The sequence below is a fragment of the Pseudomonas sp. GW822-FHT07A10 genome (assembly GCF_058798795.1).
In genome coordinates this window covers 471,909-496,659 of the sequence record NZ_JBXAKV010000002.1, presented here as the reverse complement: position 1 = coordinate 496,659, position 24,751 = coordinate 471,909, and the positions used below count along the sequence as shown (strand labels likewise).

At 61.9% G+C, this 24,751-nt stretch carries 23 protein-coding genes; 9 read left to right on the top strand and 14 right to left on the bottom strand.

Going from position 1 to position 24,751, the window contains the following annotated elements:
* Window positions 1-13: 13 nt before the first annotated feature.
* Genes mdcH through mdcA form a run of 7 tightly spaced genes read right to left on the bottom strand, consistent with a single transcriptional unit; the run spans window position 14 to window position 6,048 of the window.
* Complete coding sequence (gene mdcH, locus AC1RL4_RS05790; RefSeq protein ID WP_230173325.1) at window positions 14-925, bottom strand: malonate decarboxylase subunit epsilon; 912 nt, start codon at window positions 923-925, stop codon at window positions 14-16.
* Entirely contained in the window at window positions 922-1,542 is a 621-nt protein-coding gene (locus AC1RL4_RS05785) for a malonate decarboxylase holo-ACP synthase (RefSeq protein WP_230173314.1), read from the bottom strand. The genes mdcH and AC1RL4_RS05785 overlap by 4 nt, the downstream gene beginning before the upstream one ends.
* Entirely contained in the window at window positions 1,536-2,339 is an 804-nt protein-coding gene (gene mdcE, locus AC1RL4_RS05780) for a biotin-independent malonate decarboxylase subunit gamma (protein ID WP_028939069.1), read from the bottom strand. Before mdcE ends, AC1RL4_RS05785 begins: the two co-directional genes overlap by 7 nt.
* Window positions 2,336-3,199, bottom strand: coding sequence for a biotin-independent malonate decarboxylase subunit beta (locus AC1RL4_RS05775; RefSeq protein ID WP_028939070.1), 864 nt, complete (start codon window positions 3,197-3,199; stop codon window positions 2,336-2,338). Before AC1RL4_RS05775 ends, mdcE begins: the two co-directional genes overlap by 4 nt.
* The gene (locus AC1RL4_RS05770) at window positions 3,192-3,491 is read right to left on the bottom strand and encodes a malonate decarboxylase subunit delta (RefSeq protein ID WP_007941972.1); all 300 of its coding nucleotides are present in this window, start codon (window positions 3,489-3,491) and stop codon (window positions 3,192-3,194) included. Before AC1RL4_RS05770 ends, AC1RL4_RS05775 begins: the two co-directional genes overlap by 8 nt.
* The gene (locus AC1RL4_RS05765; RefSeq protein ID WP_230173312.1) at window positions 3,491-4,378 is read right to left on the bottom strand and encodes a triphosphoribosyl-dephospho-CoA synthase; all 888 of its coding nucleotides are present in this window, start codon (window positions 4,376-4,378) and stop codon (window positions 3,491-3,493) included. The genes AC1RL4_RS05770 and AC1RL4_RS05765 overlap by 1 nt, the downstream gene beginning before the upstream one ends.
* On the bottom strand, window positions 4,378-6,048 hold the full coding sequence (gene mdcA / locus AC1RL4_RS05760) for a malonate decarboxylase subunit alpha (protein ID WP_019580630.1): 1,671 nt from the start codon (window positions 6,046-6,048) through the stop codon (window positions 4,378-4,380). The genes AC1RL4_RS05765 and mdcA overlap by 1 nt, the downstream gene beginning before the upstream one ends.
* Before the next feature lie 689 nt (window positions 6,049-6,737).
* Here mdcA and AC1RL4_RS05755 point away from each other — a divergent pair.
* On the top strand, window positions 6,738-7,115 hold the full coding sequence (locus AC1RL4_RS05755; protein WP_019580627.1) for a DUF6124 family protein: 378 nt from the start codon (window positions 6,738-6,740) through the stop codon (window positions 7,113-7,115).
* Between the two features lie 154 nt (window positions 7,116-7,269).
* Here the strand turns inward: AC1RL4_RS05755 and AC1RL4_RS05750 are convergent, their stop codons facing one another.
* The 6 genes from AC1RL4_RS05750 to pilG are packed head-to-tail and all read right to left on the bottom strand — an operon-like array spanning window position 7,270 to window position 17,148.
* A complete protein-coding gene (locus AC1RL4_RS05750) occupies window positions 7,270-7,725 on the bottom strand; it encodes a chemotaxis protein CheW (RefSeq protein WP_028939074.1) in 456 nt (151 codons plus the stop codon).
* Window positions 7,718-13,621, bottom strand: a complete 5,904-nt coding sequence (locus AC1RL4_RS05745) for an Hpt domain-containing protein (protein ID WP_230173309.1) — start codon at window positions 13,619-13,621, stop codon at window positions 7,718-7,720. The genes AC1RL4_RS05750 and AC1RL4_RS05745 overlap by 8 nt, the downstream gene beginning before the upstream one ends.
* Window positions 13,622-13,657: 36 nt before the next feature.
* Entirely contained in the window at window positions 13,658-15,715 is a 2,058-nt protein-coding gene (locus AC1RL4_RS05740; protein WP_018928717.1) for a methyl-accepting chemotaxis protein, read from the bottom strand.
* A 40-nt stretch (window positions 15,716-15,755) separates the two neighbouring features.
* Entirely contained in the window at window positions 15,756-16,310 is a 555-nt protein-coding gene (locus tag AC1RL4_RS05735; protein ID WP_019650233.1) for a chemotaxis protein CheW, read from the bottom strand.
* Window positions 16,311-16,320: 10 nt separating this feature from the next.
* Window positions 16,321-16,686, bottom strand: coding sequence for a twitching motility response regulator PilH (pilH, locus tag AC1RL4_RS05730; RefSeq protein ID WP_019580623.1), 366 nt, complete (start codon window positions 16,684-16,686; stop codon window positions 16,321-16,323).
* A 57-nt stretch (window positions 16,687-16,743) separates the two neighbouring features.
* Window positions 16,744-17,148, bottom strand: a complete 405-nt coding sequence (gene pilG, locus AC1RL4_RS05725) for a twitching motility response regulator PilG (protein WP_007897954.1) — start codon at window positions 17,146-17,148, stop codon at window positions 16,744-16,746.
* Window positions 17,149-17,369: 221 nt separating this feature from the next.
* Between pilG and gshB the strand changes: the two genes are divergently transcribed.
* From gshB to AC1RL4_RS05690, 7 genes are all read left to right on the top strand, one after another.
* The gene (gene gshB, locus AC1RL4_RS05720; RefSeq protein ID WP_019580622.1) at window positions 17,370-18,323 is read left to right on the top strand and encodes a glutathione synthase; all 954 of its coding nucleotides are present in this window, start codon (window positions 17,370-17,372) and stop codon (window positions 18,321-18,323) included.
* A gap of 77 nt (window positions 18,324-18,400) precedes the next feature.
* Window positions 18,401-19,300, top strand: coding sequence for an energy transducer TonB (locus AC1RL4_RS05715; protein ID WP_026331823.1), 900 nt, complete (start codon window positions 18,401-18,403; stop codon window positions 19,298-19,300).
* A 127-nt stretch (window positions 19,301-19,427) separates the two neighbouring features.
* Window positions 19,428-20,000 carry a YqgE/AlgH family protein gene (locus AC1RL4_RS05710; protein WP_007939365.1) on the top strand — a complete coding sequence of 191 codons (573 nt, stop codon included), beginning with the start codon at window positions 19,428-19,430 and terminating at the stop codon, window positions 19,998-20,000.
* The gene (ruvX, locus tag AC1RL4_RS05705; protein ID WP_019580620.1) at window positions 20,000-20,446 is read left to right on the top strand and encodes a Holliday junction resolvase RuvX; all 447 of its coding nucleotides are present in this window, start codon (window positions 20,000-20,002) and stop codon (window positions 20,444-20,446) included. Before AC1RL4_RS05710 ends, ruvX begins: the two co-directional genes overlap by 1 nt.
* 98 nt (window positions 20,447-20,544) lie before the next feature.
* Entirely contained in the window at window positions 20,545-21,048 is a 504-nt protein-coding gene (gene pyrR / locus AC1RL4_RS05700) for a bifunctional pyr operon transcriptional regulator/uracil phosphoribosyltransferase PyrR (RefSeq protein WP_019580619.1), read from the top strand.
* 27 nt (window positions 21,049-21,075) lie between these two features.
* Entirely contained in the window at window positions 21,076-22,080 is a 1,005-nt protein-coding gene (locus AC1RL4_RS05695; protein WP_007939362.1) for an aspartate carbamoyltransferase catalytic subunit, read from the top strand.
* Window positions 22,077-23,348: a dihydroorotase gene (locus AC1RL4_RS05690; RefSeq protein WP_018928710.1), complete on the top strand. Its 1,272-nt coding sequence runs from the start codon at window positions 22,077-22,079 to the stop codon at window positions 23,346-23,348. Before AC1RL4_RS05695 ends, AC1RL4_RS05690 begins: the two co-directional genes overlap by 4 nt.
* Window positions 23,349-23,385: 37 nt before the next feature.
* Here AC1RL4_RS05690 and AC1RL4_RS05685 read toward each other — a convergent pair whose 3' ends face one another.
* Entirely contained in the window at window positions 23,386-23,817 is a 432-nt protein-coding gene (locus AC1RL4_RS05685; protein WP_019580618.1) for an NINE protein, read from the bottom strand.
* A gap of 250 nt (window positions 23,818-24,067) precedes the next feature.
* Between AC1RL4_RS05685 and AC1RL4_RS05680 the strand changes: the two genes are divergently transcribed.
* Window positions 24,068-24,688 (top strand): C40 family peptidase, encoded by a 621-nt coding sequence (locus AC1RL4_RS05680; protein WP_019580617.1) that lies wholly within the window; start codon window positions 24,068-24,070, stop codon window positions 24,686-24,688.
* Window positions 24,689-24,751 lie beyond the last annotated feature (63 nt).

Here is a 24,751-nt window from a genome sequence, read left to right as displayed (position 1 = left end):
CTGAGTCGGTGATCTAGGGTTGGCGGCTTCCCTCCTCACGCAACAGCGCCTGCAAGGTATCGAGCCGTGCACCGTCGAAGGCAATCACGGTGCCCTGCTCGAACACCCGGCGCGCCAGCCCGGTCAACACCGCACCGGGCGGCAGTTCGATCTGTAGACGTACACCGCGCTCGTAAGCGCTTTGCACCGTACCGCGCCAATCGACGACGCGGCACATGTTGAACGCCAGGTCGTCGCGCAACGCGTCAGTGTTAATAACGGGTCGTGCGCGGCTGCCGCTCAGGTAACCCACGGTTGGCGTTTTCAATTGCACCTTGGCGAAGGCTTCGGCCAGAGTTTTCGCCGGTGTTTCCAGCAGCGGGCAATGGGACGGCACGCTGACCGCCAGACGCTTGGCCAGACCGGCGCCACGGCTGCGCACCAGGTCGGTAACTGCTTTCATCGCCGAATCACTGCCAGCAATCACCACCTGGTTATCGGCGTTGATGTTGGCCAGGTAAACCGGTGTATCAACACAGTGAACCTGCGCCAGCAACCCTTCCACCGTCGCCAGTTCCAGCCCGATGATCGCGGTCATGCCATAGCCCTGAGGATAAGCCTGCTGCATCAGCTCACCGCGCAAGCTGACCAGATGCAGCGCATCACTGAAACTCAAGGCGCCCGCAACCACCGCCGCCGGATAGGCACCGATGGACAGTCCCGCCACGTAATCCGGTGCCATTGATAACTGACGCGAAGCGGCGACGCCGGCAATCAGCAGGCACAGCTGAACCGCCCTTGTCGACTGCAACGCCTCGGCAGAATCAAGCAGCAAGACGTCTTCACCCAGCACCTCGCTCGCCTCAACCAGCGCTTCCCGAGGCCAACGATGGAGCATGCCCGGCTGCTGCGCGCCCTGACCGGGGAACACCAGCAAGCTGCTCACGCTGCTTGCTCCTGCGGGTTCCACGGATCGGACACCAGACACGCTTCATGGGCGTTCTTGAGTAGAACCCGTTGCGACGGGCCAGCCCATTCGCGCAGGGCGACAGCGCCATTCGGCGCCTGCAATTGCATATCCACCAAACACTCGGCGGTGCCGATCAGCATCATCAACACCTGCGCTTGAGATCGGCTCAGCGGCTGCGGAGTACGCAGGATCAAGTCGAGATCGCTGCGTTTATGGAGCGCAGCAAAACCACTGGCCAATTCAAACCCGGCGCTGCCGCTGACACCCCACACCCAACCGCAGGCGTCGAGCATCGGCCGCAGTTGCGCCAGTGCTCGCAGACTCGGCAGGTCGCGAGTCGACTCGACATGGCAGAGCTCTTCCGGCCGTACCCGATGAGAAATCGCAGCAACGGCCATCGACGTTGCATAACGCTGCTCACGCAAGCGCCCACGCACTCCGACCGCGATTTGACCCGGCGCGGTGATCGCGCGCCGAACTACCACCGGCTGACCCGCGCTGATCGACTCGACCACCCACCCAGGCGCATCCGCCGGCAACTGCTCCGGGGTCATCCCCCAAAGCAGGTCGTGGGGCAGAAACCTGTTCACCACTGCGCTCTCAGCAACTGGCGAACCTTGCTCGACGCGGCGCGGTTACTCGCCCCCAGGCGGCTGCTCAGATCGCGACCGCTGGCAGCGACATCGCCAATCGCCTGGTTCAGGCATTCATTCACTCGCGCCAAATCTGCTGCGGTCGGCTGCTCGATCTGCTCCACCGACAAGGTTTCCCAGAGCAACCCCAGGCTGGCAAAGCTATCGATGTCATAAGCCATCGGTGGCACGCTGGCGGCCAACGCCTCCAGCTCTTCGACGCTGCGCAACGTCACCCGCGCCGCCGACGCCTTGCCCATCGCATGCACCATCACCCCCGGATCGCGCAACGCGATCAGCCGGTTGGCCTGATACCCATGAGCCAGAAACGCCCCGGACATCGCCTTGCCCACCAACAAACCGATCACCGCATGGCCGGCCAGTCGGGCGCGGGCATAACTGTCCGCCGCACCGGCCAAGGCCTGATGAATGCCGAGCGCTTCTTCGCGCCGACCGTAAGCCTGGCTCGGCACATCGACGATGGCAATCAACGCCCGTTTGTGCGGTTTATCCCGATCGGCTTCGATCACCTCATCCACCGCTTTGGCCAGCCCCCAACCTTCCAGCAGACCCACCTCGCCATTGCGGGCGCGGACAAAGCGGTTGTCGGGGTCGGCCACCACCGCAATAAACCGCACGGGCTGATCGCCCAGTACACCGTCGGCGACGTTCAACGAAGCCGGCAAACCTTCGACCGATTTCGCGCCAGCGCTCAAGGCGTTGAACCAGTTCAGGCCCCTCAGGGAATACGAACTCATGAACGCTCTCCTTGATACAGATCGCGAACCGTCGCCGGCTCGATTTGCGGTTCGGCGTCCAGGCACGCCAGCCGTTGCAGGAACCATTCGGCCTGGCGGCTGCGGGTTTGCGCCGGCAAACCTTGCTTGAGCAATTCGCCGACCTGCTGCTGAATCTGCGCCACGTCATCGGCGACATAGCGATCCACCAAGCCACTGGCGAACCGTTGCTCGCCGCCGGTCAGGCTCCAGATAAACGGGCGATCACGGGAGTCGTATTCCTCAAGCCCGGCTTCCTGCTCGATCACCTGCGGGCCGTTGAGGCCAAGGCGTGCTTCCTGGGTTACCAGTAAATAGCTGCACAACCCGGCGGCAATCGACATCCCACCAAAACAGCCAACGCTGCCGGCGACCACGCCGATTACCGGTTGGTACTGGCGCAGATCGACAATCGCCGCGTGAATATCGGCAATCGCCGCCAGCCCGAGATTGGCCTCTTGCAAACGCACGCCACCGGTTTCCAGCAGCAACACGGCACGGGTGGGAATGCCTTTGCGGTTGTCCTCGGCGGCCAGCTCCAGCGCACCGGCAATCTTCGCCCCGCCGACTTCACCCAGGCTGCCACCCTGGAACGCGCCTTCGATGGCCGCGATCACCACTGGCAAACCGCCAATGCTGCCCTTGGCGATCACCACCCCGTCATCGGCTTGCGGCACCACGCCCTGGCGCGAGAGCCATGGCGACATGACGCGCTGAAACGGGTCGAGCAATTCGCGGAAGGTGCCGGCATCGAGCAGCGCTTTTGCCCGTTGCCGGGCACCGAGTTCGACGAAGCTCTGCCTTTCAAGGAATGGGTTGAGAAGCGCTGCGCTGTCAGTCATGACCGATCTCCTCAAAGCCCTGTTCCAGACGCAAGCGCACTACGCCGGGGGTGGCGCCGAAATCGTGGATATCGATCGCCATCGCGGGCGGTGTCTGGCCATCGAACATCCGTGCGAACAGATGCTGCCAGCGTTGTTCACTGCCATTGACCGAGGTCTGCACCTGGATCGTCAGCTTGCCCGCCAACCCTGGTTCGATCAGCACTTCCAGATCGCCCGAGCCCACGCAGCCCACCAGCGCCCTGCCCCGTGGCGGCTGCCCGGCGGGGAATTCAAAGGATAAGGTTTCCATCAAAACGCTCCCTGGAAGATGCCGTCGCACGACTCAATGCGGTCGATGAACAGGCAGGCTGCGAGCAAGTCCGCAGCGCCACCGGGCGAGGCATTCAACGCGATTAATTGTTGGTCCAGCTCATGCAAACGACGGCGACCGGCGAGGCTGGCGCTGCCACCCGCGTCGAGCACGGCTTGAGCACCGAGTTGCATGGTGTGCAGGCCGGTTTCGCCGGCGCGGTAGAGCACACAGGTGTCGGCCAGTGTCGTCATGATCGCCAGCAAGGCATCGAGCCGGGCGTTCTGTTCAGCAACGCCTGCGGCGCGGCTGCGTTTGAGTTGCGGCAATGCGCGTTGAATCACCGCCGGGAAACCGAGCTGTGCCTCTTCACGGGCACCGCGAACGCCGTAGCGTTGGGCGACCTGGGCACCGTGGCTTAAAGGACGTGGCGAGTAACGGTCGTCGAGCAAGGCCAGGCGTGCAGCGCGCAAAGCGATAGAGTTTGCGGCACAGGACTCAGGCTCCAGCGCGACGGCCGTGACCAGAAGCCCCAAGGCCCAGATCGCCCCACGATGGGTGTTCACACCGCCCGTAGTAGCGAGCATCACTTGCTCGCCTTCACGACCAATGCACCCGACAGCTTCACGCAGGGGCAGGCCGACTTCACCGAACTCGATGGCCGCGTCCGCCATTGCCTTGAACGCGGGCCACAGGGACAACGCCGAAGCGTGCATCAGCCCGAGGTGCAAATCGGTGTGCGCACCATTGCCGCGACGGTCCACCAGCGCCGGTTTCGGCGACAGGTCCGCTTCGTCGATCAGCGCGTCCACTGCCAGGTCCGCCAGCCGTTCGGGCATCGACAAGGGCTGGGTTAACGTTCTCGGTTGCAGGTTGAATGCGTGCATTACCAGCTCCTGAACTTGGCGGGCGGGTTGTAGAGGCCACCGGACCACTCCACCAGATCGGCCACGCTTTTCGCTGCGAGCAACTCGCGAGTGGCGTCGGTGCGGCGGATGCCGAGGTCTTCGGGCAAGGCGATCAGGCCTTCGCGGCGCATGCGCGCGGTGTCTTTGGGGTTGTGGCGCAAGCCGATGGCGGTCACCCCGGCGACAGCAGCGATCATCGCCTGGCGCTCTTCGAGGGAGCGGGCCTTGTACAAGTAGGCGATGCCTTCTTCGGTGAGCAGGTGGGTGACGTCGTCGCCATAGATCATGATCGGCGCCAGCGGCATGCCGCTTTTCTTCGCCACCTCCACCGCGTCGAGGGTTTCGACGAAGGTCGGTTTGCCGCCCTCCTGGAAGGTCTCGACCATTTGCACCACGAGTTTCTTGCCGCGTTCGAGCATCGGCTCGGCCACGTCGGTGTGGCGCATGTCGAGCCAGGCTGGCGTGCCGTGACGACGACCGCGCGGGTCGTGCCCCATGTTCGGCGCGCCACCGAAACCGGCCAGGCGACCGCGAGTCACCGTGGAGGAATGACCGTCGCCATCGACTTGCAGGGTCGCGCCGATGAACAGGTCCACCGCGTATTGCCCGGCGAGCTGACTGAACATCCGGTTGGAGCGCAGGGAGCCATCGCGACCGGTGAAGAACACGTCAGGCCGGGCGGCGATGTAGTTTTCCATGCCCAGTTCGGTGCCGAAGCAATGCACACTTTCGACCCAGCCACTTTCGATGGCCGGGATCAGGGTTGGGTGCGGATTGAGCGTCCAGTTGCGGCAGATCTTGCCCTTGAGGCCGAGGGACTCGCCGTAGGTCGGCAGGATCAGTTCGATGGCGGCGGTGTTGAAACCGATGCCGTGGTTCAGTGACTGGACGTTGTGTTTTTCGTAGATCCCGCGGATCGCCATCATCGCCATCAACACATGCACAGGCTTGATGTGCCGTGGGTCGCGGGTGAACAACGGCTCGATGTAGAACGGCTTGTCGGCCACTACCACGAAGTCGACCCAGGACGCGGGGATATCCACGCGAGGCAGGTCGCTAACATCGTCCACCAGTTGATTGACCTGAACGATGACGATGCCGTCACTGAAGGCCGCCGGTTCGATCAACGCGGGCGTGTCTTCGGTGCTTGGGCCGGTGTAGATGTTGCCGGCGCGGTCGGCCATGAAACCGGCCGAGAGCACGACGTTGGGGATCAGGTCCACCACCAGCCGCGCATAGAGTTCGATGTAGGTGTGGATCGCGCCGATTTCCAGCAAACCGTCTTCGAGCAACTGGCTGATGCGCAGGCTCTGGGTACCGGCAAACGAGAAATCGAGCTTGCGCGCGATGCCGCGTTCGAACAGATCCAGGTGCTCGGAGCGCCCGACGCTGGGCATGATCATGTGCAAATCATGCAGCTTGCCCGGATCGGCCTTGGCCAGGGAGCGGGAAAGGAAATCCGCCTGCTTCTGGTTATTGCCCTCCAGCACCACACGGTCGCCGGGCAGGATCAACGCCTCCAACGCCGCCACGATCTTGTCGGTGGGCAATACCACACCGTCGGCAAGCCCCTTCACCAATTCGAGACGCCGCTGCTTTTCGCTGCGCCGCCGCGTCCATCGCGAGTCGGGGGATATTGTTGTTGTCATGACCACTCCACGGGTTCGCTGTCGTGGGAGTCACCTTAGGAGTGTTGGGGACGGGGCATCAATCAAGCAGAGTGTAGGATCGTTACGGTCAGGGTAACGATCGATCAGTGATAAGTCCCAAAATGGGACCGAACGGTCCCTTTCTGGGAATCTTCAACCTGGCGCAGAAACCTTGTGGTGAGGGGGCTTGCCCCCGTTCGGCTGCGCAGCAGTCGTAAAACCATTGTTATCGGTGTACCTGATACACCTCGGTTGCAGGTTTTGGGGCTGCTTCGCAACCCAACGGGGGCAAGCCCCCTCGCCACAGGGAGGTCCGACAGCCTGGGGTTTTGTGTTTAAAAGTTTGTCGGCAGGAACGGTGTGAAGCTACACAGTCGTGCGTCGCTGCCTACAGCAATGCCGGAAGCCGCTGACTGGTACGCTTTGGCGTTGATCTTTATCGTTTGGGGGTCGCTGCCAACCGCAGCGACCGGGATTGGAACCCCGTGGTGTTAACGAGGCAAAAGCGCCTTTCATAACGTATGCTTGCGCACCTTTAATGTGTGCACTCCGTTATGGCGGCTGTGCGCGGGAGACCTTAGTGTCTGTCGGGTTTTGTCCGTTTGCCCGGGTTCCAGCCCGCGTACAGCTGCCACCCCTTCGATTGGAACCCGATGGAGCAGCTGAAACTCATTAAATGGAGCTTCACTATGTTCAAAGCTACTCCCAATCCCCCGGAAACCGACACTGATTCCCAAGCATCCCTCGACGCAGAAAAAATGAAGGAAGCCGCCGACCGCGCCCTCTCCCATTACTTCCCTCCGCTCCACGAAAAACCGGCCAAACGCCGCAAACTCCGCCTCTTCAGCGTCTCCCCCGACATCGACACCGAAGCCCTTCTGGCCAACGCCTCCGAAGACCTGCTGTCTATTAGCGCCATTGCTGCCGATCTGGCGGACGATGTGGAAGGCTCACGCCGCTCCGTAGCCTTGGCGCTCAGCCGTTTGGCGGATGGCGTGCAGTTGTTGGTGGAGCGGGTGCTGGATCATCATGAGTCGTTGCAGATGAAGGCTCGGGCCGGGGTTTAACGCACTACCCCCTGTGGCGAGGGGGCTTGCCCCCGTTGGGTTGCGAAGCAGCCCCAAAACCTGCAACCGAGCTGTATCAGGTAAACCGAGAACAATGGTTTTACGACTGCTGCGCAGCCGAACGGGGGCAAGCCCCCTCGCCACAGGGATCCGGTCAGACCAGACCCGCACTTACAAGCAGTTCCTCCAGCGCGAGCAAGTCAGGCACCTTGGCCACTTGCTCCCCCACCTGCACCGCCGCCTTTTCCAGCGAACACAACGGCACGTCGACATAACTCAACTGACTATCGAGCTTGTAAGAACGCGGAATCCCCTGCACCAGCAGCGCAATGAACTTCAACTCAGGCCGCCCGCCGAGGGCGTTGAGGATGACGATCCGCGCCCGCTCGCCGATCACCACTTTGCTGCCACACGCCGACTCAAAACTGAGTAACGGAATCTGCCGTTCCCGCCACGTCACCCGCCCCAGATACCACGGCGGTGTATCGAGATCGAAAGCCCCCGGCTGATAGTCGATGAGTTCAGCGACGGCGACGTTGGGCAGGATCAAGTTGCGGTCGGCCAAAGGCAGTAGCAAGCCGGTAAGGTTGCTGGAGCGGTGCTCATGCATGGGTTTTGCTCCAGCGGGCGATGCTGTCGAGCAGCACCGATTCCTGATACGGCTTGCCGAGGTAGTCGTTGACGCCGATGGCCATGGCGCGGTCGCGGTGTTTTTGACCCGTGCGGGAGGTGATCATGATGATCGGTAGATGCTGTAAGCGTTCGTCGGCGCGCACCTGGGTCGCCACTTCGAAGCCGTCCATGCGTGGCATTTCGATGTCCAGCAGCATCAGGTCGGGCATGTGCTCTTCCAGCAGCAGCATGGCGTCAACACCGTCCTTGGCGGTCAGCACGTTCATGCCGTGACGTTCCAGCAGACGGCTGGTGACCTTGCGCACGGTGACCGAATCATCGACCACCAGCACCAGCAACGGCCGTTGCGCCTCGGGCTCTATGTCCTGGGTCACCGGCCGTTGCGGCACCTGCGCTTGCATCGCGCGGATCGGTGCCAGCAAGTCGAGAATCAGCACCACCCGACCATCACCCAGGATCGTCGCACCGGACAAACCCTGCACCGCGGCGAACTGCGGGCCGAGGCTTTTGACCACGATTTCCCGGGTGCCGGCCATGGCGTCCACCTGCACCGCAACGTGCCGCTCGTTGCACTGCACCAGCAACACCGGCAACGGCAGGTTCTGGCCCAGCAGTTTCGGGCGGGTGCTGGTTTTCAGCAGATCGCCGAGGTAGCACAGCTCATAGCGTTGCCCGGCGTATTCGTAGCTCGGTGGATCGAGCCGGTAGTGCCCTTCGAGTTCGTTGGGCAGCACGCGAACGATGCCGTCGATGGTGTTCAGCGGGATCGCGTATTGATCCTCTCCGCATTGCACCATCAGCGCGCGATTGACCGACACCGTGAACGGCAGGCGAATCCGGAAATGCACGCCCTGCCCCGAAGTCGAGTCGATGCTCATGGTCCCGCCGAGCTGCCGGACTTCCTCGTGAACCACGTCCATGCCCACGCCACGCCCGGAAATCTGGGTGATTTTCTCGGCGGTGGAGAACCCCGGTTGCAGGATGAATTGCAGCACGTCGCGGTCGCTGATGTCGCTGTCCGGGGCGAGCAGCCCGCGCTTGATCGCCTTGCGCCGCACGGCGTCCAGCGGCACGCCGGCGCCGTCGTCGCAGATGTCGAAAATGATGTCGCCGCCCTCTCGCGACAGGTCGAGGGTGATCTTGCCCTGGGCCGGTTTACCGGCCGCGATCCGCACCTCGGCCGACTCCAGCCCATGGTCAACGGCGTTGCGCAGCATGTGTTCCAGCGGCGCGGCCATGCGCTCGAGGACGTTGCGGTCCATCTCGCCTTCGGCGTTGCCAACGATGAACTCCACATCCTTGCCCAGTTCGCTGGAAACCTGACGGACGATGCGCTTCAAACGCGGCAGCATTCGCTCGAACGGCACCATGCGCGTGCGCATCAGGCCTTCCTGCAATTCGGTGTTGATGCGGCCCTGCTGTTGCAGCAGGTTTTCCGCATCCTGATTGCGCCGGTCGAGGGTTTCCTTGAGGTCGAGCAGGTCGGAGGCGGACTCGAACAATGCCCGCGACAGCTGTTGCAGCTGCGAGTGACGGTCCATCTCCAACGGGTCGAACTCTTCATAACCCAGGCGCTCGGCCTCGACTTGCTGACGGCTGAGAATCCGTCCCTGGGTTTCGGTATCGAGGCGGCGCAACTGGTCGCGCATACGCTCGATGGTCGTTTCCATCTCGCTCAGGGCCACCCGTGCATCGTTAACCTGTTGTTCGATACGGCCACGGAAGATCGAAGTCTCCCCGGCCAGGTTGACCAGGTCGTCGAGCAACTCCGCCGAGACCTTGACCGTATCGGCGGCTTCGGGTTGCAGCGTGGCTGGCTCGGCTTTGGGCGCCGCGGGCATCGCCACCGGTGTCGGTGTTTCGGGCACCGCCGGATGGCTGAAATTCTTGATCGCCTCGATCAGCTGATCGGCCGGTGGCAGTGGCTGACCGGCGCGGGTGGCGTCGAGCATCTGCGCCAGTCGGTCATGGCTGCTTTGCAACAGCGCGAACAGCGTCGCGGTCGGTTGCAGCGCGCCAGCGGACAAGCCTTCGTAGAGGAATTCCAGCTCATGGACCAGGTCGCCGATCGGCGCGATCTCCACCATTCGCGCGCCACCCTTGAGGGTATGCAGGTCGCGCAGCAGGGTTTCCACTTCTTGACGATTCGATGGTTCGGCCTGCCAGCGCAACAATGCTGCGCCAGAGTTTTCAATGATGTCGAAACCTTCTTCGAGGAAGATGTCCAGAAGCTCGGGATCATGCCCCGCCGAGTCGTTGCTGGCCGCCGGTTCGATCACCTCGGCACTGCCGGCATTACCCAGACGAAACTCACGAATGGCCTCGATCAATTCGCCCGGATCGCCCAACGGACGGTTGTGCTGCAACTGTTCGAGGAACACGGCCAGTCGGTCATGGCTCTGTTGCAGCAACTGCGCCAGCGCTTCGCTGTGGCTGTAACGGCGGTCCACCAGGCCTTCATAAAGGCTTTCCAGCTCATGGGCCAGATCGCCGACCGGCTCGACCTCGGCCATCCGCGCACCACCCTTGAGGGTGTGCAAATCGCGCTGTAAAGACAGTAGCGGCGCGGCGTTTTCCGGGTCGCTCAACCAGCGTTGCAAGGCCTGGCCGGCGCTTTCAAGGATATCCACCGCTTCCTCAAGAAAGATCGAAACGATTTCGTCGTCCAGATCTACCTCAGTCGCGGCCTGCTCCAGCTCGGCCGTGGCGCGGCCCAGTTCTCGAATGCTCAGGGTGCGGCTGCCATCACTGCGAATCAGGCCCATGGAGGATGGGTCGAGACTCTCATCCAGCAAGTCGCGCAAGGCCCGCACCCGCTGCGGTTGCGCAGTGACTTCCTGGCCGGCAGCCAGTTCATCGAGCATGTTGATCAGCGCTTCGTGGGCACTTTGTGCCTCGTGGAAAAACCTGTCGCTGACCGCCAGGCTGCTTTCTTCCACAGCGCCGTAGAGATCGAGCAAGGCTTCACAGAGCTCGTCCACCGGATGCAGGTCGGCCAGGTGCGCGCCTTCACCGAGAGTGGTCAATTCGTCCAGCAACGCGCTGAGTTCCTGGCGCTCGCCAGGATGCTGCTGCCAGCGCTGCAACAGGCTTTCGGCGTCCAGCAGGATGTCCATGCCCTGGGCGAGGAAGTTGTTGATCAGTTGCGGGTCGCGTTTGATCCGCAGCCCCGTGCCGGGCGCGCTCGACAGGCTTTGCAGATGTTCGGCCAGCAATGTCCGGGTGCGTTCAATCAACGAACGGGCGCCGGGGATTTCGGCCAGCGGGTCGCTCTTGAGCTGTCGCAGCCCCAGGCGGAACAAGCCTTCGGCTTCCAGCAGCAACTCGACTTCGTCCAGATCGAGGGCAATCCGGTGCGCCTTGTACTCCCGGGCCAGTTGATCCAGCGACGCCGCCAGCTCGGCAATCGGCAGCACGCCGGCCATCGACGCGCTGCCCTTGAGGGTGTGCAAGGCTCGCTGCAACTCGTCACTGGCCTGCAGCGGTACGTGCTCGGCGGCCTGATCGAGGAAGCGATTGAGGCTGTTCAAATGGGTTTCGGCTTCGTTGCGGAAGATCTCCAGCAACAGCGGATCGAGCGCCGCGACATCCTGTGCGTCCTCATCGGACAGCGGTTCATCACCCTTGGCGAGGGCATGGGCGCGGGCGGCCAATTGATCGACATCGTTGCGCTGGCGCTGGGCGTTGGCGGCGAACTCGGCCACCAGTTCCGGCAGCAACTTCAGCGCGTCGCCCACCAGTTGCTGCACTGCAGGCAAAGGTGCAACGCTGTGTTCAAGCACGCGGTTGAGCAGGTTTTCCACCGCCCAGGCCAGCTCGCCCAGCACCAACGCGCGGACCATCCGGCCACTGCCCTTGAGGGTGTGGAAGGCGCGGCGTAATTCACTCAAAACCGATGTGCTATCCGGATTGGCCGACCAGCGCGGCAGGTACTCCCGGAGGATTTCCAGAACCTCGTCGGTTTCTTCGAGGAAGACTTCCCGCAGTTCATCGTCCACCGGTTGTTCATCGGCGGGCGGCGGTAACAGACTACCGGGCATCGTCAGTGCCGGCGGGTTGACGGACGACACCGGGCTGGCCAGTACATCGGCCAACGACTGGACGGTTTCGGGGTCGTCCAGCTCCTGCATGTCCTGCATCACCAGGGCTTCACTGGGGCTGAGCACATCCTCAAGCATCGGCACGTGTTGTTCGCAGGGGAAACAGCCGAGTGCGGCCAGGCCTTTTTCCGCAACGTCGAGCAGTTGTTCACCGGGCGCCTCGGGGTCGTCGCTGAGGCGCTCCAGGTAATACTCGATGCTGGTGATGACGTCAGCCAGGCTGTCCAGTTGCTGCCAGCCGGGCTGCCCCGGGTCCACCAATAGATGCTCGCGGATGAAACCGTTACAGGCCTCGACCAGGCTCGCCGCGCGGGCCAACGGAATCATCGCCAGCGCACCGCGCACTTGGGTCAGCAATGCCGGCAACGGCTGCAAATGCTGACGGTCCCAGTCGGCGTCGATGTAGTCGACGATCATGTCCTTGGCCTGCTGCAGGCAGATGCGCGCTTCCTTGATCACGATCTGGTGAATCTGCGTCAGGTCGGTGGTCGGCAGACGGCTGTCTTCCTGGCTTTCCGGCTCCACGGTGCCGACCATGCCGGCCAGGGTCGCTTCGACGTAGAGCAAGGCCCCGGCGACGTCCATGAGGGTCGCGTCGTTAGGTTCGCGCTGGCCCTGGGCGAGGCTCAGCACCACCGCCAGTTGATCGATGATGACCTTGCGCGGCTGGCCGAAACCGAGCACCGCCAGGGTGTCGGCGATTTGCCGCAGGGGCGCCAGCAGGCTTTCGAGGTCCGAGGTGTGCTGGCGGTCGCTGCGCACGAACAGGTCCAGGCGCTCCTTGACCCGCACCAACTCTTCGCACAAAGCCGCCAATACCGAACGCATGGCATCGCGATCAGGGCCGGCCAGCCTCGCCCGTTCTTCATCGACCATCGCACTGTCGGGTAGCGCGTCGTCCAGTGAGTAGCGATCTTTCATGGTCAGCATCTGCCCGGTGGGGTGTTCGGCCTTGGCAATATAGAACAACAAACTCTTGAGCAGCTCTGGCGGTGCCGGTTGATTGATCGCGGGCATGCCTTGCTCGAGCAGACGCTTGAGCTCTTTGTCGGCCTCCTTGAACAGGCTGCGCAACGCGGGGCTGTTGGCGATCGAGCCATTGCGCATGCCTTCGACCAGCGCCGAAGCGACGTGCCATAACGGGCTCAGCGGCGCATTGCCGCACAGCCCTTCAAGGCGTGCAAAAACCCTGGCCAGGTAAGCCAAGTGGGTTTCGTCATCCTGCTCGCGCAGCAAGCCCACCAGCGCCATCTGCAGCATTTGTCGCAACTTGCGCAGCACATTCGGCAAGTCGGACGGCTCCAGCAGCGCCAGGGCTTCTTCGCTCAGGGGCGGCAGTTCCGGGAGTTGCGGGCTGAACAGGCTGGTTTCCGACAACAGGCTTTCACCACGGGCACTGCGCAGGTCGTTGATCAGTGGCAACACCACCAGCGGCAAGTCACGCCGGGCGCCTTGCACCCGGTCGAGGTAAGTCGGCAATTGTCCCAGGGCATGCAGCAGCAAACGAATGGCCTCGTCGCGATGGCTGATGCGGTTCTGCTGCAAGGCGCTGGTCAGTTGCTCGATCTCTTCGGCAAGCAGCGCCGCGCCGTAGAACTCGACCATCTGCAAACTGCCGTGCACCTGATGGACACAGGCCAGGCACTCACTCAGCGCGTGCGTCGCCTGCGGGTCGTCGATCAGGGTCTCGATCGCCTGATGAGCCTGCTTCAGCGTTTCGGCAATCTCGCCTTTGACCCATTCGAGGGCCACATAGTCGTGCCGATCACCCATAACTACTCCAATCAAATGCATACGCCCTGAGGCGGTTCAAGCGTTGTCCGCAGCTTGCGCAGGCTTGGCCGGCAAGGTGAAACCGGACACCGAACGCCGCAGCTGGCTGGCCATTTTCGCCAGGTTGCCAATGCTCTCGGCAGTGGCGGTGGAGCCGGACGAGGTCTGCGTGGTGATCTGCTGGATCACGTTCATCGTCAGGGAAATCTGGCCGGCCGAAGACGTCTGTTGCTGCGCGGCGTTGGAAATACTCTGGATCAATGCCGCGAGGGTCTTCGATACGCCTTCGATTTCTTCCAGGGCCACTCCGGCATCCTGCGCCAGACGCGCGCCGCGCACCACTTCGGTGGTGGTCTGCTCCATGGAAATCACCGCTTCGTTGGTGTCGGTCTGAATGGCCCGCACCAGCGTTTCGATTTGCCGGGTCGCCGCGGACGAGCGCTCGGCCAGCCGCTGTACTTCGTCGGCCACCACCGCAAAACCGCGCCCGGCGTCACCGGCCATGGACGCCTGAATGGCCGCGTTGAGGGCGAGGATGTTGGTCTGATCGGCAATGTCATCAATCAAGCTGACAATGTCGCCGATTTCCTGAGAAGACTCACCGAGGCGCTTGATGCGCTTGGCGGTGTCCTGAATCTGTTCGCGAATATTGTCCATGCCGTGGATGGTGTTGTGCACCACTTCGTTGCCCTTGTTGGCAATTTCCACCGAGCGCTCGGCCACCGCTGAGGATTCGGCGGCATTGGCCGAGACCTGATCGATGGACTCGGCCATGTCGTTGATCGCCATGGAGGCTTCGGAAATCTGCTGCGCCTGATGCTCCGAGGCCTGGGCCAGGTGCATCGCGGTGGCCTGGGTTTCCTGCACGGCGGCGGCGACCTGGCCGGCGGTGAGGTTGATGGTCGCCACCAGATCGCGCAATTGGTCTACGGAATAGTTGATCGAGTCGGCGATGGTCCCGGTGAAGTCTTCGGTCACCGAGGCGGTCACGGTCAGGTCACCGTCGGCCAGGTCTTCAATTTCGTCCAGCAGGCGCATGATCGCGCTCTGATTGCGCTCGTTCTTCTCAGCGGTTTCACGCAACTGACGGTTGGTTTCGCGCACCATCACCAAGCCAATGAGGATGATCGACATCAACGCGAGCAAACCCAGCACGTAGCCGCCGATGGTATCGGTGTTGCGCCCGCCGGCGAGATTTTCGAAACGGCTGGCCAGGTGCGAGGCTTCATCGAGCAGGGTTTGCGACAGGGTAAAAATGTTGCTGGCCGATTCGCGGACCTTGAACAGCTCCGGCGAGGTTTCGAGGATTTCGTCCACCGAGCCCGACACGAATTCAAACAGCTCGGAAATTTCGGTCAACCGGGCACGGGCATCACGGTCTTCGACCTGGCTGATTTTCAGGGCCGCATTGCCTTGAAGCATGCCGTTGAGTACCTGGCCGAAACGCGCCGCGTCGCGACCGAAGGCGTCGGCGGCCTGCTGCGAGTTTTCGTCGCCGGACAGCACGGTGTTCACTGCACCGAGAATGCGCTCGGCCAGCAGCGACTGACGCTGGGCCATCGCCACCTGAGCGGCCGGGGCGCCACGTTGCAGGAGGGTTTCGACGACCTTTTCATACTCGACCTGCAACTGCGGCACGGTTTCGGCCAGGGTCGCGGCGACTTGATGCAACGACAACACAGTCTGTTCGCTGGAGAGAATGGCGTCGGTATTTTTCAGCAGCCGCTCCCAATCCAGCTGCACCGCGCGCATTTCCGGGCGCACGGTGGACGGTGCCGGCGGCAGGCCGGTGGAGGGATCGCCTTTTTTCAGATAGCCCCAACGCAGGGCGAAGTCGTTGCGCGCATCACTGAGCAACTTGAACGCCGCAGCCTTGCCGGCGGCGGCTTCGGTGGCATTCTTGGCAATGCGTTGCGACAGCACGCGCAGCTCACCGGCGTGGCCGATGTACTGTTTGTCGTAATTCGCCTGGGTGTTGAGGTACGCGAAGTTGGCGAACAGCAGCATGATGAAGATGATCAGTGCGATGAACAGCACAATGATCTGCGACCGGCTGCGCGACCCTTCCGGCGTACCTGCGTTTGCTTTAATCATCGGTCCTCGCCTGTCCTGCCCAATTCAACCTACGCCCCGGCTACAGCGCTACATTCATGAAACCTTGCGACTGCGCCAACGCAAACGGGCTGAACACCTGCCAATTCTGCTCACGCTGAAAGCGGCCTTTGACGAACGGCGCAATCGGCCCCTGCAGCTCGTCCATGGGCACCGGCTCCAGGCTGTCCTGGGCAAAGTGCTGCAAGCCGAAGACCTCATCGACCAGCAACCCGGCGAACACGTCGTTATGCTCCACCACCAGTATCCGCCGCTGCTTGCGCGAGGCCGACAGTTCATGGCCGGCCTCATAACCATAAAAGAAGCCGTACACATCCATGATCGGCAGCAGCCGCCCACGCAGGTTCGCTACGCCCTTGACCCAGGGCTTGACCCCCGGCATTTGGGTAACGCGCGGTTCGTGCAGGACTTCGCTGACTTCGCCCATGGGCGCGACGTACCCGTGCTCGCCCAAGCGAAAACCGATGCCGCTCCAGCTGTCCTGTCGAGTCGGCTGGGACGGCAGGTCCGCCGCCAGCAGACGACAACGCTGATCAATCTGCAGCAGCAGTTCGAAGGCCGTCAGCGACTCGGTCATGGCCGGACGATCAACCGGCCAGCACGTTGTTCAGCGTCTTGATCAGGGTGTCTTCATCGACCGGTTTGGTCAGGTAGTCCTTGGCGCCCTGGCGCGTGCCCCAGACTTTGTCGGTTTCCTGATCCTTGGTGGTGATGATGATCACCGGGATGTGTGCGGTTTCCGAGTCTTTGGTCAGCTGACGGGTCGCCTGGAAACCGTTGAGGCCGGGCATGACGATGTCCATCAGCACCGCGTCGGGTTTTTCCTGGCGGGCCAGGGCCACGCCGTCGGCGCCGTTTTCGGCTTTCAACACTTCATGACCGTGCTTTTCGAGCATGCCGGTCAGTTTGTACATTTCGGTCGGCGAATCATCGACGATCAGAATACGTGCCATGGTCTTCCCCATTCTTGTCGACGCAAGGCCCACTGGCCGAGCGTCACTGTGCGTGTCCTACTGCGGCGAAACGACAGCAAAGCCCGGTACGTGGGCCTGAATCGCGTTCAGCAGTTCTTCCTTGCTGAAAGGCTTGGTCAAAAACTGGTCGGAGCCGACGATCCGCCCCTTGGCCTTGTCGAACAACCCGTCCCTGGACGACAGCATAATCACTGGCGTGGACTTGAACGCACTGTTGTTCTTGATCAACGCGCAGGTCTGATAGCCATCCAGACGCGGCATCATGATGTCGACAAAGATGATGCCTGGGTGATTGTCGGCAATCTTGGCCAGGGCATCGAAACCATCGATTGCGGTGATGACTTCACAGCCCACGTTTTTCAACAGCGTTTCGGCGGTGCGACGAATCGTTTTCGAATCATCGATCACCATGACCTTCAAGGCGCTGGAATGCTGTTCCATAGGGGCTCACCGTCGCCTTTGTGAATTATTTTGTCCGTTTGCGGCCCGAAACCCTTGATACTCAAGGGCCAAGACGGCATGGCAGCCTTTTTAGCACAGTCTCCCCGTCCAATCTATCGGGTGACCTGTGCGGTGGTTTTTCCTTGACCGGGAACCCACTCAGCGCCACTCTGACGCCACTTTTTCATCGCACTTTCCACCCCAATTTCGAGGAAAACCCCATGAGCATTCGCGTCGGGATTGTCATGGATCCTATCGCCAGCATCTCCTATAAAAAGGATAGCTCGCTGGCCATGCTGCTGGCCGCGCAAAAGCGTGGCTGGGAACTGTTCTATATGGAACAGCGCGATTTGTATCAGGCCGAGGGCCAGGCGCGCGCGCGGATGCGTCCGCTGAAAGTCTTCGCCGACCCGCACAAGTGGTTCGAGCTGGGCGCCGAATCCGACGCACTGCTGAGCGACCTGGACGTGATTCTGATGCGCAAGGATCCGCCGTTCGACATGGAGTTCGTCTACTCCACTTACCTGCTGGAGCAAGCCGAGAACGCCGGCGTGCTGGTGGTCAACAAGCCGCAAAGCCTGCGTGACTGCAACGAGAAGCTGTTCGCCACGCTGTTCCCGCAGTGCACGCCGCCGACCATCGTCAGCCGTCGCCCGGACGTGTTGCGTGAATTCGCCGACCATCACGGTGACGTGATCCTCAAGCCGCTGGACGGCATGGGCGGTTCGTCGATCTTCCGTCACACCGCGGGCCACCCGAACCTGTCGGTGATCCTCGAAACCCTGACCCTGCATGGCAAGCAGCAGATCATGATCCAGGGCTACCTGCCGGCGATCGTTGATGGCGACAAGCGCATCCTGATGATCGACGGCGAGCCTGTGGATTATTGCCTGGCGCGGATTCCGGCAGCAGGCGAAACCCGTGGCAACCTCGCCGCCGGTGGCCGTGGCGAAGCCCGACCGCTGACCGAGAAAGATCGCTGGATCGCCGCGCAAGTCGGCCCGACCCTGCGCGAGAAGGGCTTGCTGTTCGTCGGTCTCGACGTGATCGGTGAGCACCTGACCGAAATCAACGTCACCAGCCCGACCTGCATTCGCGAGATCGATAATGCGTTCGGCACCGACATTGGTGGCCAGTTGATGGATGCCATCGATCAGAAGCTCAAGGCTCGTTGATCGAGAACAGCCAAGAAACAACCAACATTGCGTTATCATCGCCGGCCTGTAAAAAACGCGATGTTGGTTTTCTTGTCATGACACTCCCGTCCGATCTGCCCGCTGAACTCGCCCATCGTGGCGTGCGCCCGGCCGATCGCCTCGGTTTTACCCTGTTTCTCGCGGCGCTGATTCACCTGGCCTTGCTGTTGGGCGTCGGGTTCACCATGGTCGAACCCAAGCAAATCAGCAAAACCCTGGAAATCACCCTCGCCACCTTCAAAAGCGAAACCAAGCCGAAAAAAGCCGATTTCCTCGCTCAAGAGAATCAGCAAGGCAGCGGCACCCTGGATAAAAAGGCCATTCCCAAGACCACCGAGGTCGCGCCCTTCCAGGACAACAAGGTGCAGACGGTCACTCCGCCGCCAACCGCTAAACCCCAAGTGCAGGAAGCCGCACCCAAGGCCGCCGTGACGACTGTCGCGCCGAAGCCGAAAAAAGCCGCGACCAAGCAGGAAGACGTCAAGACCGAGACCAAGCCCAAGGTCGAAGCACCGACCTTCGACAGCTCACAGCTGTCCAGCGACATCGCCAGCCTGGAAGCAGAACTGGCCAATGAACAACAGCTGTACGCCAAGCGCCCGCGCATCCACCGCTTGAGCGCCGCGTCGACCATGCGCGACAAGGGTGCCTGGTACAAGGATGAATGGCGCAAGAAGGTCGAGCGCATCGGCAACCTCAACTACCCCGACGAGGCCCGACGCAAACAGATTTATGGCAATTTGCGCCTGATGGTCTCGATCAACCGCGACGGCTCGCTGTATGAAGTGTTGGTGCTGGAATCGTCCGGCCAACCGCTACTGGATCAGGCGGCGCAGCGCATCGTACGGCTGGCCGCGCCGTTCGCACCGTTTACCGGGGATCTGTCGGACATCGACCGCCTGGAAATCATCCGCACCTGGAGGTTTGCGCGCGGGGACCGGTTGTCCAGTAATTAGCCGGAAGATTTGCAGTGATTCAGCCAATACCTTCGCAGGCAAGCCCGGATCAAAAAGACACCTGCACAGGCATTTCCTGTGCATCCTCAGCTTGTCAGTTCGCCCCTCCAACGCCACACTAGCGCTCATGAAGAACGTCAGCCCCAGCTACCTCAAGCATCACTTCCTGATCGCCATGCCTCACATGGCCGACCCGAACTTTGCGCACACCTTGACCTACATCGTCGAGCACACGGCCAATGGCGCCATGGGGCTGGTGGTCAACCGTCCGCAGGACCTGAACCTGGCCGATATCCTCGAGCAATTGCGCCCCGATATCGAACCGCCAGTGCTCTGCCAGCACGTACCGATCTTTATCGGCGGCCCGGTGCAAACCGATCGCGGCTTTGTCCTGCACCCGTCGGGAAAAACCTACCAGGCCACCGTTGATCTGGAAGGCGAGTTGTCGCTGTCGACCTCCCAGGACGTGCTGTTCGCCATCGCCGACGGCGTCGGCCCTGCGAAAAGTGTGATCACCCTCGGCTATGCCGGCTGGGAAGCCGGGCAACTGGAAGCCGAACTGGCCGACAACGCCTGGCTGACCTGCCCGTTCGACGCCGACATCCTGTTTAACACCAGCAGCGAGTTACGTCTCGAAGCGGCGGCCAAGCACCTGGGTATCAACCTCAGCCTGCTCACCAGCCAGGCGGGGCACGCCTGATGGCCCTGCGGCTGATTCTGGGTTTCGACTACGGCACCAAGCAGATCGGCGTTGCGGTCGGCCAGGTGATTACCGGCCAGGCCCGCGAGCTGTGCACCTTAAAGGCACAAAATGGCATTCCCGACTGGAATCAGGTCGAAGCCCTGATCAAAGAGTGGAAACCCGACGCCGTGGTGGTCGGCCTGCCGCTGAACATGGACGGCACGCCAAGCGACATGTGCCTGCGGGCCGAAAAATTCGCCCGGCGCCTGAACGGCCGCTACAACCTGCCCTTCTATACTCACGACGAACGCCTGACCACCTTCGAAGCCAAAGGCGAACGCCTGGTCCGTGGCGGCCAGAAGGGCAGTTACCGCGACAACCCGGTCGATGCCATCGCCGCCGCCCTGCTGCTGCAAGGCTGGCTCGACGAAAACACCGCACTGTTCGAATCCTCCAGCAACTGATTCTGAAGAGTCGCTACGGCGGCTCCCTTAGCTACAACCCGAGCCCTACCCACGCGCCATACCCACAAAGCGGGCTCGGGACCAAGAAGGAGCAAACCATGAGCCTGCCTAATCCCGCCGAACTGATCAGCCAGATGGCGATCCGTCTCAAGGCTTACCTGGAAAACCGTGGCATCAGCGAACCGCGTTATATCGGTATTCGGACCGGTGGCATCTGGGTCGCTCAGGCGTTGCTCAAGGAGTTGGGCAGCGACGCGCCGCTGGGCACCCTTGATGTGTCCTTCTACCGCGACGACTTCAGCCAGAGCGGCCTACACCCGCAAGTGCGTCCTTCGGCGCTGCCATTCGAGATCGAAGGCCAGCACCTGGTGCTGATCGACGACGTGTTGATGAGCGGTCGGACCATCCGCGCCGCGATGAACGAACTGTTCGACTACGGTCGCCCGGCCAGCGTGACGCTGGTGTGCCTGCTGGACCTGGACGCCGCTGAGCTGCCGATCCGCCCGAATGTCGTCGGCGCGACCCTGTCACTGGCGGCCCACGAACGGGTGAAGCTGTCCGGTCCGGAACTCAAGCTCGAACTGCAAGACCTCGCCCTTTAATTCGCCCTATTGAGAGTCCCCCTCGCGATGACGCCTCTAGAAACCAAGCGCCCGCTGCAGCTCAATGATCAGGGCCAGCTGCGCCACTTCCTCTCGCTCGACGGTTTGCGCCGCGAGCTGCTGACGGAAATCCTCGACACCGCCGACTCGTTCCTCGAAGTCGGCGCCCGGGCGGTGAAGAAAGTCCCGTTGTTGCGCGGCAAGACCGTGTGCAATGTGTTCTTCGAGAACTCCACCCGCACCCGCACCACCTTCGAACTGGCGGCCCAGCGGCTGTCGGCCGACGTGATCACCCTGAACGTGTCCACGTCGTCGGCGAGCAAGGGCGAAACCCTGCTCGACACCCTGCGCAACCTCGAAGCCATGGCCGCCGACATGTTCGTCGTGCGTCACGGTGATTCTGGCGCGGCGCACTTCATTGCCGAACATGTCTGCCCGCAAGTGGCGATCATCAACGGTGGCGACGGCCGTCACGCGCACCCGACCCAGGGCATGCTCGACATGCTCACCATTCGTCGGCACAAGGGTGGCTTCGAAAACCTCTCGGTGGCCATCGTCGGCGACATCCTGCACTCGCGGGTGGCGCGCTCGAACATGCTGGCCCTGAAAACCCTCGGCTGCCCGGACATCCGCGTGATCGCGCCGAAAACCCTGCTGCCGATCGGCATCGAGCAATACGGTGTGAAGGTCTACACCGACATGACCGAAGGCCTGAAAGACGTCGACGTAGTGATCATGCTGCGCTTGCAGCGTGAGCGCATGACCGGCGGCCTGCTGCCGAGCGAAGGCGAGTTCTACCGCCTGTTCGGCCTGACCACCGCGCGCCTGGCCGGTGCCAAACCCGATGCCATCGTGATGCACCCTGGGCCGATCAACCGTGGGGTGGAAATTGAGTCGGCGGTGGCCGACGGTCCGCACTCGGTGATCCTCAACCAGGTGACCTACGGCATCGCGATTCGTATGGCCGTGCTGTCCATGGCCATGAGCGGGCAAACAGCCCAGCGCCAATTCGAGCAGGAGAACGCCCAGTGAAGCTCAGCATTCTCGGCGCACGCGTTATCGATCCGGCCAGCGGCCTGGATCAAGTGACTGACATCCATGTTGAAGCCTGCAAGATCGTCGCCCTGGGCGCCGCTCCAGCCGGTTTTGTTGCCGTCGACACCATCGACGCCAAGGGCCTGGTGGCCGCCCCGGGTCTGGTTGACCTGAACGTTGCCCTGCGCGAGCCGGGCTACAGCCGCAAAGGCTCGATCGCCAGCGAAACCCGCGCAGCCGCCGCCGGCGGCGTGACCAGCCTGTGCTGCCCGCCGAAAACCAAACCGGTGCTGGACACCTCGGCCGTGGCCGAACTGATCCTCGACCGTGCTCGTGAGGCCGGCAACACCAAAGTTTTCCCGATCGGCGCCCTGAGCAAAGGCCTGGACGGCGAACAACTGGCTGAACTGGTCGCCTTGCGCGATGCCGGCTGCGTGGCCTTCGGCAATGGCCTGGAGAGCTTCCGCAACACCCGCACCCTGTGCCGGGCACTGGAATACGCGGCGACGTTCGACCTGACGGTGATTTTCAACTCGCAGGATCACGACTTGGCCGAAGGTGGCCTGGCCCATGAAGGCCCGACCGCAAGCTTCCTCGGTCTGCCGGGCATTCCGGAAACCGCCGAAACCGTGGCCCTGGCCCGGGATCTGCTGCTGGTCGAGCAAAGCGGCGTACGTGCGCACTTCAGCCAGCTCACCAGCGCGCGCGGCGTAGCGCTGATCGCTCAGGCCCAGGCTCGCGGGCTGAAGGTCACGGCGGACGTGGCGTTGTATCAACTGATCCTTACCGACGAAGCGCTGATCGACTTCAGCAGCCTCTATCACGTCCAGCCGCCGCTGCGCACCCGCGCCGACCGCGATGGCCTGCGGGCAGCGGTGAAGTCCGGTGTGGTATCCGCCATCTCCAGCCATCACCAGCCCCATGAGCGCGACGCCAAGCTGGCACCGTTCGGCGCGACCGAACCGGGCATCAGCAGCGTTGAACTGCTGCTGCCGCTGGCGATGACCTTGGTGGAAGACGGTTTGCTCGACCTGCCGACGCTGTTGGCACGCCTGAGTGCCGGCCCTGCCGAGGCGTTGCGCCTGCCGGCAGGGAAATTGGCAGTAGGTGGCGCGGCAGACATCGTGCTGTTTGACCCGACGGCCTCGACCGTGGCCGGTGAAACCTGGCTGTCCAAGGGCGAAAACTGCCCGTTCATTGGCCACAGCCTGCCGGGCGTAGTGCGTTACACCCTGGTGGATGGGCGGATCAGCCACCAGGCGTAAAACCCTGTGATGAGGGAGCTTGCTCCCTCATCACAACTTACTGGAAGGCGCCTCTGTTCTGCGCGTTACGAATCGAAATCTGATCGTTCAGCGTCCAGAAGTCATACAACACCCCCAGAAAGAACAACCCACCCGTAACCAGGTACAGCAACCCGCTGATCCACTTGCCCTGATACATCCGGTGTACGCCGAATACTCCAAGGAACGTCAGCAGAATCCACGCGACGTTGTATTCGATGGGGCCGGCGGTAAAGCGCAGGTCTGCTTCACGATCCATGGCCGGAATCAGGAACACGTCGATCAACCAGCCAATTCCCAGCAAGCCCAAGGTCAAAAACCAGATCGTCCCGGTCACCGGCCTGCCGTAATAGAAGCGGTGAGCCCCGGTAAAACCGAAAATCCACAGCAGGTAACCGATCACTTTGCTGTGCGTGTCTTGTTGTGAAACGGGTTGTCGATAGGTGTTCATGGATGACCTCGATTCACGCGATAGAGAAATATTCTTGAATTCTTTGTGACTTTTTTACAGGCAGCCGACGTACGGCAGATGCTACCTTCACTCCCGTCAAACCCCTGTACCGCCTGACTTGTGTCCGACAATTGCGCCAAATTGCCGCTTATTTGGTTCCGTTGACCCCAAGGTTGAATCGACCAACGGCCTCGGAAGGGACAAAAAAGCTGTTATAAAGTTGCGCGCTAACCCATACGAGCCTTGCCTAATGCGTCCATTTTTCAAGACATGGCTAACCATTTGCCTATTATTGCCCCTGGCCGCCCACGCCACCAATCGTGAGCAACGTCTTCCGAACGTTAATGGTTACACCCCAAAATCCCATGTTTCTGCTCCTTCGAGCAAAAACCAACAAACAGTTAAGCGTTCCACCCAACTGAGCAGCGCCAACGGCAAGCTGGTCCCGCCGATGGCGACCAAGGAAAGCAGCAACGTGTTGAGCCGCGCGGTAAACGTGCTCGGCACACCTTATCGTTGGGGTGGCAGCAGCCCAAGTAAAGGGTTCGATTGCAGCGGCCTGGTGAAATACGCGTTCAACGACGCCACCTTCGACCTGCCACGCACCTCCAATGCCATGGCCAGCGGTCACGGTGAGAAAGTCGATCGCAACGAACTGAAGCCAGGCGACCTGATCTTCTTCAACATCAAGAGCCGCCGGGTCAATCATGTGGCCATCTACCTGGGCAACGACCGCTTCATCCACGCACCACGCCGTGGCAAGTCGGTCAGCATCGACACCCTGAAGAAGCCGTATTGGGATAACCACTACGTGGTTGCCAAGCGGGTTCTGCCGAAAGAACCGAATCAACTGCGCGTCGTACAGCGCTGATCCGATTGTGGCGAGGGGGCTTGCCCCCGTTGGGCCGCGGAGCGGCCCCAAAACCTGCCAACA